10 protein-coding genes are annotated in these 11,528 nt (G+C 43.8%); 2 read left to right on the top strand and 8 right to left on the bottom strand.

Annotated elements, in window-relative coordinates:
• Positions 1–75: 75 nt before the first annotated feature.
• The 5 genes from AB4407_RS05925 to AB4407_RS05905 form a co-directional block, all read right to left on the bottom strand.
• A complete protein-coding gene (locus AB4407_RS05925; protein WP_372119531.1) occupies positions 76–264 on the bottom strand; it encodes a hypothetical protein in 189 nt (62 codons plus the stop codon).
• 165 nt (positions 265–429) lie between these two features.
• Positions 430–1,530, bottom strand: coding sequence for a hypothetical protein (locus AB4407_RS05920; protein WP_372119529.1), 1,101 nt, complete (start codon positions 1,528–1,530; stop codon positions 430–432).
• A 142-nt stretch (positions 1,531–1,672) separates the two neighbouring features.
• Positions 1,673–2,341, bottom strand: coding sequence for an OmpA family protein (locus tag AB4407_RS05915; protein WP_009846483.1), 669 nt, complete (start codon positions 2,339–2,341; stop codon positions 1,673–1,675).
• A gap of 105 nt (positions 2,342–2,446) precedes the next feature.
• Positions 2,447–3,136 (bottom strand): DUF2786 domain-containing protein, encoded by a 690-nt coding sequence (locus tag AB4407_RS05910; protein ID WP_372119527.1) that lies wholly within the window; start codon positions 3,134–3,136, stop codon positions 2,447–2,449.
• A gap of 220 nt (positions 3,137–3,356) precedes the next feature.
• Positions 3,357–4,040: a DUF3334 family protein gene (locus tag AB4407_RS05905; RefSeq protein WP_009846485.1), complete on the bottom strand. Its 684-nt coding sequence runs from the start codon at positions 4,038–4,040 to the stop codon at positions 3,357–3,359.
• A 219-nt stretch (positions 4,041–4,259) separates the two neighbouring features.
• Between AB4407_RS05905 and AB4407_RS05900 the strand changes: the two genes are divergently transcribed.
• Entirely contained in the window at positions 4,260–7,295 is a 3,036-nt protein-coding gene (locus AB4407_RS05900) for an FAD-binding and (Fe-S)-binding domain-containing protein (protein WP_372119525.1), read from the top strand.
• A 66-nt stretch (positions 7,296–7,361) separates the two neighbouring features.
• Complete coding sequence (locus AB4407_RS05895) at positions 7,362–7,823, top strand: isoprenylcysteine carboxylmethyltransferase family protein (protein WP_372119523.1); 462 nt, start codon at positions 7,362–7,364, stop codon at positions 7,821–7,823.
• A gap of 138 nt (positions 7,824–7,961) precedes the next feature.
• Here the strand turns inward: AB4407_RS05895 and AB4407_RS05890 are convergent, their stop codons facing one another.
• The 3 genes from AB4407_RS05890 to hutH all read right to left on the bottom strand — a co-directional run bounded on the left by AB4407_RS05890 (position 7,962) and on the right by hutH (position 11,515).
• Positions 7,962–8,687, bottom strand: a complete 726-nt coding sequence (locus tag AB4407_RS05890; RefSeq protein WP_086049200.1) for a DUF3581 domain-containing protein — start codon at positions 8,685–8,687, stop codon at positions 7,962–7,964.
• A gap of 166 nt (positions 8,688–8,853) precedes the next feature.
• On the bottom strand, positions 8,854–9,858 hold the full coding sequence (locus AB4407_RS05885; protein ID WP_372119521.1) for a histidine ammonia-lyase: 1,005 nt from the start codon (positions 9,856–9,858) through the stop codon (positions 8,854–8,856).
• A gap of 124 nt (positions 9,859–9,982) precedes the next feature.
• Positions 9,983–11,515 carry a histidine ammonia-lyase gene (gene hutH / locus AB4407_RS05880; RefSeq protein ID WP_372119519.1) on the bottom strand — a complete coding sequence of 511 codons (1,533 nt, stop codon included), beginning with the start codon at positions 11,513–11,515 and terminating at the stop codon, positions 9,983–9,985.
• Between the last annotated feature and the right edge of the window lie 13 nt (positions 11,516–11,528).

The raw sequence follows: 11,528 nt of genomic DNA, 5'->3' as shown, positions 1-11,528 counted from the left end.
ATAAGAAGATAAGAAGATAAATCTTAGATACAAAAAAAGCGCCTTAGGCGCTTTCTTATATTTCAACGGTGTTGCTTATCTCAATGTCGCTTGGGAGAGTTTTGCTCTCATTTCCATTTCACCAATATTGAACTGGCGAACATCAATGGTTGCCATATCATTGCACTCTTTACATGAATGATGGCACTTACCATCTAGGTAGTCGTGCTTTTTAACTAGGCTTGGCTTTTTGCACCAATCACAAACGCCTTCTATTGTGAACATATTCTCTCCTCACCTGTTTAAGTCAGGTGTATTTTCGGCGCAAATTATGACACAAGTAAGACTCATTAGTTAATAGTTTGTTACCTTTTTTTGAGAGGGGGATCGATTGCAGTACTAATAAAATCGATATCTTTGCGACTTTGGAAATCGATCTTGCTTGGCTGTTTACGTTTCTGTAACACTCTTGAGGATGGTTTTTAGCGAATTGTTCAAACGTTTCATCTCTTCGTCACATCCGTAACCATCAGGGTGGTAGATTTTGGATAGCTGTTTATATCGAATTTTAATGCTTTTTTGATTCGGAATTGAGCTAGGTGTATACCCAAATAGAGCGCAGGCTACTTGTAAATTGTTCAGGCTGTTGTCATTTTTCTGTTTTTTTAACTCATGGAACATCGTGTGTAGCTGACGTTTCTGCTGCTTAATAGTGAAGTCTTTCGAGCTAAGCTGTGCTTCAAGTGTCTGCTTTTGTTGCCCCAATTCACCCGATTTTAGAGCGTGTCTTCTTTTTGATATCACCAGAGTCATGATAATGCTGACAATTGAAATCAACACGGCTAAGGCTGTGCCAATTAGATAGTCTGAATACGTTAGGTTAGAACGTGTTACCTGCTCTCTAGAGGGCAGATAAGAAGGGGAGCTACTTGCTCGCTCTGGATTAGATAGCCTCTGATTCGTGCTGCTTTCAGCAATGACGTTGTCATTGAGCTTCTCAATCGAAGAGATCTGCTTGGCACGTTGCTGGTTGAATTGCGCTTCCAGAATACGGTTATAGCCATCTTCGGCTGTTGGATTGTTTTTTAAGGCCGCTTCATACCATAGCTGTGCTTCATCTAATGGTTTTAGGAGTTCTTCCTCAAGTGAGGATTCGTAGAGCTTTGCGACTTCGATAGGCGCGCGTTGGTTACCTTGTAAGGCTGATTTAATAAACCATTCTAAAGCAAGTTTATTGCTTTGCTCTACACCTGATCCTGCCAAGTACCATTCACCCAGCCTAAATTGCGCATCTGCATTGCCGTTTTCTGCGGATTGCGAGTACCAATAAAATGCATCGTTGGTGCTCAAAGGGACATCATTACCTGATTCATAAGCTTGAGCTAGTTGGTATTGAGAAACTGGATCTTGAGGTTGAGATTCTATCGAGAATGCAACGTTGCTTTCTGCATGAACGATGTGTGCAGTAGAGAACTGTATTGTAGAAAAGATGAGGGTGAAAAATAGAGTTCTAAGAAGTGATGATGACAGAAAGTTGGATAGGATAAACAATAGATAAGTCTCGTTAAAAAGCCCAGAGTCGGTATATCAGTATGAATATGGCTAGTCGTGTGACTTTGAACAAGCAACACGACGATAAGCAACTATATAGAGGTTAATTCAATAGATAAAGACGAACTGGGCTTTAATCGTGCTACTTAAGCGGCAAGATTTGAATTTCTACGCGACGGTTACAAGCGCGACCTTGAGAGGTGTTGTTGTCACATAGAGGGTAACGTTCACCGTTACCACGAGCAATGGCACGGCCTGCAGCAACGTCTTGAGAGATCAAGAATGCACGAACCGATTCAGCACGACGCTCAGAAAGAACTTGGTTAGAAGACTCGCTGCCCGTGCTGTCAGTGTGACCTTCGATCACTAGGCTAGTGTCTGGGTATTCAACTAAGATGCGCGCAACGCCGCGAAGTGTTTTGTGGATGCTTGATTCTAAAGCGTAAGAACCAGAATCGAAGCCAATGCCGTTCTCTAGGCGAAGTAGAAGTTGGTTCTCACCAACACGCTCTACTTGAACGCCTGAGTTCATGAGTTCTTCACGAAGTGCAGCTTCTTGCTGGTCAAAGTAGTAACCGATACCACCGCCAACTGCGGCGCCACCTGCTGCGCCGATGAGTGCACGCTTACGACGGTCTTTAGAGTCGTCACCCGTAGCTGCACCAGCAACAGCGCCGGCGATTGCACCAATTAAAGCGCCTTGAGTTGCGGAATTAGTCTCAGATTCGCCGGTTGTCGCGTTTTGGCGTTGTGTCGCTTGACAGCCCGTTAGAGCAACAGTGAGTGCCAGGGCTAGTGTGATTTTTTTCAACGTATTTCTCCATCATGTACTTCTGTCAAACGCATGAATTACGAAAGACAACAATAAGTCCTATTGGTGGTTTTTATCAATACGCTGAAGCAATGTAAAGTGGCTCTATGATTGAGTTATCTTTTTAACCGCTTGAGTTCCGCCAACTGGTCGATTTACAGACAGTTTTCGACCTTTCTTCAAACCAACTTCATAGTCTGCGGTGAGGTTTTTCATCGCTTCTTTAAGTTGTTGTTTGAACGTTTCACGGTCGATGTTTTGGAACTCTTTATCAATGTAGTTATTGATTTTGTTGTTCGACTCGTCGTCTGGGGTGATAACAGGAAGTTTTTCAAGCGCACCTTCTACCCAACCCGAAACGTAAGAGTTTACACGACGTGTTACTTCTAAAGTGCCCGTTCCCGAGCCAGCAAAACTGTTTCTGAATTGGCCAGTATGCTCATTTAGTTCACGATAAATAATATCGAACGCAAAAGCCGCGAAAATAGCGCGATCGGCTTCACCAATGAATTCAACGCGTTTAAGGCCTTTGTGATTTAGCAACACGGCTTCTACGCCAAATTTGGTGTTAATACCACGAATAACACGCAGCAGTGTAGAGCTGATATTTGCAGGTAACAGGTGATTGGACTGAGTTTTTCCCATCTTGATAAATTCAATATCGTCCTTTTCGAGACCATATTTCAACATCAAGTTATGCGCCATTTTTATCGCATTGGCAGCCTCATTGACGTTCGCAGAATTTCCAAGCTCAAGACACTTGGCAATTTTCTTTAGGGCTTTTTTCTTATCCATCGACAACTTAATCATTACCGCAAATTTTTAAAAGTCCAACATTTTACATGTTTTGGCGAGTAACAGCAAAGTCAAAAGTCATTTGTAGGAGTGTGGTGAACGATTATGGAAGATAAGGATAGAGGAAGGAAGCGGTGGCTTTCGGACAAAACAAAACGCCATCAAGAGGATTGATGGCGTTAGTGACACGATTTTTAGGAAGTGCTAGAGCTTTCGCAAACTAGATTCCAAGTTCATCGAGTAAATCAGCTGCAGAATCGTTGCCTGAACTTTGCTCTGGCTGCTTTGGTTCTTGCATTTTTTTCTGAGTCGCTTCAAGAATACTGTCTGGACATTCGTCTTCAGCGATTTCGAATTCTTCCAATTGGATGAATTCTGTTTTGTCCATTGCAAGCTCAAGGTAGAAAATGTTGTTGTCGGCAGTAGAGAAAGTAACACGACGAGCTTGCGGGCGATCTAAGTTAGTATCAACAGAAAGGTTCACTTGCTTGTTCAGTGCCAGCATTTTCGGTTGGTTTTGTGTGATGTTAGTTTGCAGTTCTTTACGGATTTTGTTGGTAAAGTCGCCAACCAACTGGTTCATCAACTCACCTAATACATCACCTACTTCGTCTGAAGTATGAAGTACAGCGAGTTCGTCTTCAGGCATGCCCATATTACGCATGTAATTTGTGTAGATCTCTAGCGCTGCTTTCGACGTAAAATTGATAACAACAAGACCTGAAAACCCGCCGTCGAACAAGACGAAACAACCAAAATCTGGCTTAAGACTTGTCTTGTTGATCTTTTGAACCATGGCTGAGTAGGACACCTGTGAAGCCGTCGCTGAAGTAAGTACGTTTGAGACTGATTGGCATAGCTTAAGAAGAATATCTTCAGTTGTGACTGTTTTGCTTTTTTTCATTGTTATTTGCTCATGGAGATGTCGTAAAAAAGTTGTCTACTATCTTACTACTGAATTAAGACGAAAGTGACTATTTCTCCATTCTTGCACCGAGATTCTTATTTGATCACCTTTTTATATGATCTTAATAGTAGTAAAGTGACGAAATTCAAAGAAAAATATTAAAAATCTCAGATAACCCAATGCTGATAGGATCAGCGAAGTAGGGGCAGGAAGCAAATGTTACCAAGACTTCAACTCAATGCTGATGTCGATCCAGTTGTCGTACGCTTTTTAGATGAACTAAAAACAGCGGGCTTTACTGGCGACATTGAATCTCAATATTCTAGCCGTTTGGCTGCGGCGACTGATAACAGTGTCTATCAGCAATTGCCGCAGGCAGTCATTCTTCCTAAAACAACGCAAGACGTTGTGTTGATCGGTAAAGTGGGTGCAAAATCTGCTTACGAACGCGTGACCTTTTCCCCTCGTGGCGGTGGTACCGGTACCAACGGGCAGTCTTTAACAAAAGGCGTCGTGGTTGACCTGTCTCGTTATATGAACAAGATTCTTGAGATAAACGAGCAAGAAGGCTGGGTAAGAGTTCAGTCTGGTATCGTTAAAGACCAATTGAACGATGCTGTGCGTCCGTATGGTTACTTTTTCTCTCCAGACCTTTCTACCAGTAACCGAGCAACCTTAGGTGGCATGATCAATACCGATGCTTCGGGCCAAGGGTCATTGAAGTACGGTAAAACGTCTGACCATGTGTTGTCGCTGCAAGCCGTCTTCGCAGATGGTTCATGTCTCGAATCCGATTTATCACACGGCTTACCTGCTGAAGGTGAATTTGCTCACCATGCCCTTGCGGTAACTGAAGCCGTTTGTCGAGATAAGCGCGCTCAAATTCTTAATAAATTCCCACCATTGAACCGCTTCTTAACTGGTTACGATCTAAAGAACGCAATCAACGAAGAAGACGATAGCTTTGACCTGACTCGTGTTCTATGTGGTGCAGAAGGCTCTTTAGCATTCATTACAGAAGCAAAGCTCAACCTCACGCCGATTCCAAAAGCACGAACGTTGGTTAACGTGAAATACAATACGTTTGACTCTGCGCTACGCAATGCGCCGTTCATGGTTGAAGCGAAAGCACTGTCTGTTGAAACGGTAGATTCAAGAGTATTGAACCTCGCGAAGCAAGACATTGTTTGGCACACCGTGAGCGATTTGCTGACTGATGTTCCAAACAAAGAGATGCTTGGCATCAACATGGTTGAGTTTGCAGGCCAAGATGAAGCGGAAGTTGAACAACAAGTTCAAGCGCTGACGGCACGACTTGAAACCATGGTAGAAACCGAAGAAGCGGGTGTGATTGGCTTCCAAGTGTGCAGCGACTTAGCGAGCATTGGCCGAATCTACAACATGCGTAAAAAAGCGGTGGGTTTATTAGGTGCGGCAAAAGGCAGAGCTAAACCAGTCGCTTTTGCTGAAGATACCTGTGTACCACCAGAAAACTTGGCCGACTTCATCTCTGAATTTAGAGTATTACTCGATTCAAAAGAGTTGAACTACGGCATGTTTGGTCACGTGGATGCGGGCGTACTGCACGTTCGTCCTGCTTTAGATTTGTGTGATCCGATGCAAGAAGCATTGATGCATGAAGTCTCTGATGAAGTGGTTAAGCTGGTGGCGAAATACGGCGGCTTGATGTGGGGTGAACACGGTAAAGGCTTCCGCTCTGAGTATGGTCCTGACTTCTTTGGTGAAGAGCTGTTTACCGAATTAAGACGAGTTAAAGCGGCATTTGACCCGCATAACAAGATGAACCCAGGCAAGATCTGTACGCCGTTAGAAAGCGATGCTGAGTTGGTGAAAGTCACTGACACCAAGCGTGGTTTCTACGATCGCCAGATCGACGTACAAGTCCGTGATAGCTTCAAGCAAGCGATGGAATGTAATGGTAACGGCTTGTGTTTCAACTACGATACGAGTTCGCCAATGTGTCCTTCGATGAAAGTCACGGCTGACCGTCGTCATTCACCAAAGGGCCGTGCAGGCTTGGTTCGTGAATGGTTGCGTCAGTTAACGGAACAAGGCGTCGATATTCTCGATTTAGAGCAAGAAGCGCTGAAGGATAATACTCCGATTAAAACCATGGTGGAACGTGTTCGTAACACGATGAACAAACGCCATGAGTACGATTTCTCGCATGAAGTTCATGAAGCGATGAACGGTTGTTTGGCGTGTAAAGCGTGTGCGAGCCAATGTCCTATTAAAGTTGATGTACCAAGTTTCCGTTCTCGATTCTTAAACATCTACTATTCGCGTTACCAGCGCCCAGCAAAAGACTATTTAGTCGCTAACATTGAAACCATGCTGCCGCTGATGGCGAAAGCGCCAAAAGTAGTGAATGCTGCATTGGGTCAAAAGTGGATACAAACCGCAACGGCTAAAACGGTCGGTTATGTTGATGCACCGCTGATGTCGGTGCCTACGCTAAAAAATCGTCTAGCGAGCAAAGAACTGCAACTCTTCGACTTACAGTACTTAGAAGGCTTGTCTTCTGAAGAGAAGAAACAGCATGTGCTGATCGTTCAAGACCCGTTCACTAGCTTCTATGATGCGGAGGTGATTGAAGACTTCGTCACTCTGGCTCAAAAACTTGGTAAAACTCCGGTGTTGCTGCCGTTTAAACCAAATGGTAAAGCTCTGCACATTAAAGGCTTTTTAAGTCGTTTTGCGCGTGAAGCGAAATCAACATCGGATTTCTTGTCGATGGTGGCGGATATCGGTATTCCTTTGGCGGGGGTGGACCCGGCTCTTGTGCTTTGTTACCGCGATGAATACGTTGAGATCTTAGGTGACAAGCGTGGCGACTTTGATGTACTGACTGTGCATGAATGGTTAATGCCATCGTTGGATGAGTTTGAAGCGCGCTCTGCAAATGAAGAGATGTGGTACTTGTTCGCTCACTGTACTGAGAAGACCAAAATGCCGAACGCTGAAAAAGAGTGGGGCGCTATCTTCAAACACTTTGGTGCTGCGTTAACCAGCGTTCCTGTCGGCTGTTGCGGCATGGCGGGCACCTTCGGGCATGAAGTCGATAAGCTGCAAATGTCGAAAGATATATACGGTTTAAGCTGGAAGCCTCAAATGCAGGACTTACCAAAAGATCGTTGTTTGGTGACGGGTTATTCTTGCCGTAGCCAAGTGAAGCGTTTTGAAGGTGAGAAGCTTGCTCACCCATTACAAGCGCTAGCAAAAATTCTTTAATACATTTAGCCCAGCAATTGCTGGGCTTTTTTCTAAACTAACAAAGGAATGTTAATAAGGAAAAGTATGAAATTTCTAGAATTAAAAGTACCACCCGTTGCACAGTTCATTATTGTATTCGTAGCATCATACTTCTGCGCTCAGCAGTTGAGCCAAGAAACATTGGCACTGCCTTATCGAATGGTTGTGCTCGGTATCGGGATTGTCTTGAGTGGTGTTATTGGAATATCAGGCATATGGGAGTTTCGCAAACAGAAAACCACCGTTAATCCGATCAAAGTCGACACCGCTTCTGCAGTTGTGGACAGCGGAATCTTTGGCTATACGCGAAATCCAATGTATCTAGGGCTATTCATACTATTGTTTTGCTTTGGTTACTTCTTCCAAAACCTGTTCAGTGTCTTACTCAGTTTTGTATTCGTAATCTACATGAATCAGTTCCAAATTAAGCCAGAAGAACGCGCTCTAGAGCAATTATTCGGTGCAGAATATGTTGATTACAAACAAAAGGTTAGGCGCTGGATTTAGTTCTGACTTGAATACAGGCTTGAGTGACTTGATGTCATTAGTCATCGAAATGAAAAAGCCCAGCTTGTGATACCAAGCTGGGCTTTATTGATCTTGTCTCTAGCTATTTACATCAAGTGATGTAAATAAGAGTGCTGATTAAGCGGCAGCTGCGAACTGAGCTAGAAACATCTCTTTACGTTCGTTGAAGCGGTTTACTAGGTCGTCAACAGAAGCTTGGTCGTATGGCTTAAGGCCACTTGCTACCATGCGTTTCACGCCTTTACCGACAACGCCGCCGTCTTCTTTGAAATCGAAGTTCAGTGTCACGATGCCACGCTTGCCTTCAACATTAAAAGTCGCACCAGAGAATTCAACTTCTGGGTGAGATAGGTCTAGGCGAGTAAATTCAACTTCCATGCTCTCGTAAATCACAAGAGGACGCTGGCAGTTGATCATCATTTGCTGTTCTTCCATTAGAGGAACCATGATGTGTGGGAAGTTCATACCAGAGAACTTAACGTAGTTTGTTACTACGTGTTCGATGAATGCTTGATCGTGGCTCTTTTCACCTTCACAAGACATGTGTAGGTACTCTTTGCCTTTCTCGTCAACCAGTGAGCTTTCTTTCTCACACTTGTTGTCAACGCTAAGCGCAATACCGTTACCCACCATACCTGAAAAATCAAAACGCATTTTTTGGCTGATGCCTTCTTTTTGCAGAAGTACTGCAAACAAAAGATCGCCAGGCACGCAGAAGCGCTTGTTGTCTTCATCGTGAATTGGGTTGAAGTCAGCAGCTACTTTTTTAGCAAAGTGGCTAGCTTGTTCACGAGTGAATTGAAATTGATTGTCTTCAGTAGAAAAGTAAGGTGTCAGAAACATAGTATCGCTATTAGTCATCAAATCTGGCGGGGATTATAGCTAACTAACTTGGTTTTAATGGTCTATCCAGTTTACGAGGGCCGAAAAGGAGGGAGATTGATGAGAAGGCGGGCTGGTGAGAAAAATAATAAAGGTCTAGAAAATCTAGACCTTTATTTATATAAGCTTATTTTTTATTAGGGAAGAACCACTTATCTAAATAATCACTCATTGGTGTAAAAGCAAGGTTCGCATAGTTAAATGGGTAATTAGCGGTTGTTGTTTCACCACTTGCGATTTTACCGACTGCCGTAAAAACTTTTGGTTTATTAGCATCAGTAAGTTCGCTAGGGACCTTGCCTGCCGTTGGGTTAATTTTATATTCGTAGATGACGCCGAAGAAAGCTCCAGGGTTTAAGTTCTTCTTAATTGTATGTACAGGATCTAATTTACCGTTGACTTGTTTACCATCGTCGTCTAAACATTTAGTCAAATCAGTACCTTTAATCACTTTTCCAGCAATTAATTGCCCGTTACCATAGTTACATTCATCATATTTTAAGTAACCGAGTGCTGGAGTTCCGGATATGAACTCTTTATTAATTATACCCTTGAAACCTTCATAGCTTGTAGTTAACTCAGCACCAACAGCAGTATTGTTGTCACCATCAACGTAGTAATCGAAAACTTGCAGTAGTTTTTGATATGTCGTGGTGCTTTTCGTTTCGTCTGTACTCGAAATGTTGGTATAGATAAGTTCTATACCATTTAGGTTAGGGCTGTTGCTATTCATGTTTGTTGCTAACGCTAAAACAAATTTTCCATGAACTGTGTTGTCTTCGGGTGGCTTTTCAGTTATCCCAAGGACGATGGTTTTTTTGCTAAACTGCTTTCTCACATCATCATGAGCCCATTTAAGCAAATTTTCGACTTGCAGTTTTACGGCATCTTGCTGAACTTGAGTAATGTTTGGACCAATCGGCAGAATGTAAATACCTTTTTCAAAAGCACAGTTTGGCACTTCAGCTGCTGTTGAACAGTTTTTAATGCTGGTATAGGTCGAGACTTTCGTTAGCGTTGGAGTCGTTGGCTTTGCCGGTGCTTTATTGCTTGAGTCAGAACCACAGCCAGCTAAGAATAAGGTGCTGATAAGGGCTGTTGTAAGCAGAATTGGTGTGTTTTTTGTTATCATAGCTAATGCAAGTTCCTATACGGGATGATTGTTTTTTCGAATAATATCATCTTTATCAATAGGTGCATTGGTTTTTACAAATAAGTGGGCTGTAACGAGAGTACAGCCCAATAGACAGACAGTATTAAAAACTTGACAGTGTACCTTCTGGCATTAGGTGGTTATGGACGGATAATTTGAGTAACAGGTTAGCTTGCTCAATATCTGGAGCAAAATATCTGTCTTTATCGTAGAAGCTGACTTTTTCACGCAAAATCTGTTTCGCTTCTTCCACACGAGGAGAAGATAGATTCGGAGCGCGGAAGTCTAGCCCTTGTGCTGCTGCTAAATATTCTACTGCCAATATCCCACGGGTGTTTTCAGCCATGTATCTAAGCCTACGAGCGGCAAAGGTAGCCATTGATACGTGGTCTTCTTGGTTTGCAGAGGTAGGTAGGCTGTCTATTGACGCCGGGTGAGCCAATGTTTTGTTCTCACTAGCGAGTGCTGCAGAGGTAACCTGAGCAATCATAAAGCCCGAGTTCACGCCGCCGTTATCGACCAAGAAAGGTGGAAGCTTACTTAGTGCGCTATCAATCAGCAGTGCCATTCTACGCTCTGACAAGCTACCGATCTCGGCAATGGCCAATGCAAGGTTATCGGCTGCCATTGCGACAGGTTCTGCATGGAAGTTGCCACCTGAAATGATGTCGCCATCGTCAGCGAAAACCAGCGGATTATCGGATACGGCATTCGCTTCAATCGTTAAAGTCTCTGCTGAGTTACGAATCTGCTGTAAACACGCACCCATCACTTGAGGCTGACAACGCAGTGAGTAAGGGTCTTGAACCTTTTCACAACAAGTGTGTGATTCACCAATCTCACTCTTTTGATCGAGCAGATGACGGTAAGCAAGCGCTGCATCCATTTGTCCACGATGACCACGAACGCGGTGAATACGAGGGTCAAATGGGCGGCGACTACCGAGTGCTGCTTCAACAGACATTGCTCCACACACAGTCGCCGAAGCGAACAAGTCTTCCGCTGCGAATAGACCTTCTAATGCAAAGGCCGTCGATGCTTGAGTACCGTTTAACAGCGCTAAACCTTCTTTAGGTGCTAGTGTGATTGGCTCTAAGCCAGCGATTTGCATTGCTTCTAAGCCTGTGATGATTTTGCCATTGTGTCGTGCTTGGCCTTCACCAAGTAGAACGGTACTCATGTGTGCAAGAGGAGCAAGATCTCCAGATGCACCAACCGAACCTTTCTGTGGAACACATGGGTAAACCTGCGCGTTCACTAGATCGATAAGTGCATTGATCACCTTGAGTCGGATACCAGAATAACCACGAGACAAGCTGTTAATCTTTAGCACCATCATCAAGCGCACGGTTTCATCAGACATGAATTTACCGATGCCCGCCGCGTGAGAAAGCACGATACTTTTCTGTAGTACTTCTAAATCTTCAGGGGCGATTTTGGTATTCGCTAGCAAGCCAAAACCCGTATTGATGCCATACACAGTGCGATCTTCAGCAATCACTTGTTCGACAACGTGCATGCTCGCTTCAATATCCGGGATTGCAGCAGGGTCGAGTGATAAGTTCACAGGGCTACGGCTAATCTTACGAAGTTCAGGTAGGCCAAGAAGTCCTGGTTTAAGTAATAAATTCAACATTTTATCTCCAGAT

Origin of the sequence: Vibrio sp. 10N.261.46.E11 (assembly GCF_041472735.1) — a bacterium.
GTDB lineage: Bacteria > Pseudomonadota > Gammaproteobacteria > Enterobacterales > Vibrionaceae > Vibrio.
Note: the sequence above shows the minus strand (reverse complement) of the source record. Positions and strands in the feature narration are given on the sequence as shown.

Coding starts and splice junctions, on each gene's coding strand:
- AB4407_RS05925 (WP_372119531.1), bottom strand. CDS start 264: ATGTTCACAATAGAAGGCGTTTGTGATTGGTGCAAAAAGCCAAGCCTA.
- AB4407_RS05910 (WP_372119527.1), bottom strand. CDS start 3,136: ATGGATAAGAAAAAAGCCCTAAAGAAAATTGCCAAGTGTCTTGAGCTT.
- AB4407_RS05905 (WP_009846485.1), bottom strand. CDS start 4,040: ATGAAAAAAAGCAAAACAGTCACAACTGAAGATATTCTTCTTAAGCTA.
- AB4407_RS05900 (WP_372119525.1), top strand. CDS start 4,260: ATGTTACCAAGACTTCAACTCAATGCTGATGTCGATCCAGTTGTCGTA.
- AB4407_RS05895 (WP_372119523.1), top strand. CDS start 7,362: ATGAAATTTCTAGAATTAAAAGTACCACCCGTTGCACAGTTCATTATT.
- AB4407_RS05890 (WP_086049200.1), bottom strand. CDS start 8,687: ATGTTTCTGACACCTTACTTTTCTACTGAAGACAATCAATTTCAATTC.
- AB4407_RS05885 (WP_372119521.1), bottom strand. CDS start 9,858: ATGATAACAAAAAACACACCAATTCTGCTTACAACAGCCCTTATCAGC.
- hutH (WP_372119519.1), bottom strand. CDS start 11,515: ATGTTGAATTTATTACTTAAACCAGGACTTCTTGGCCTACCTGAACTT.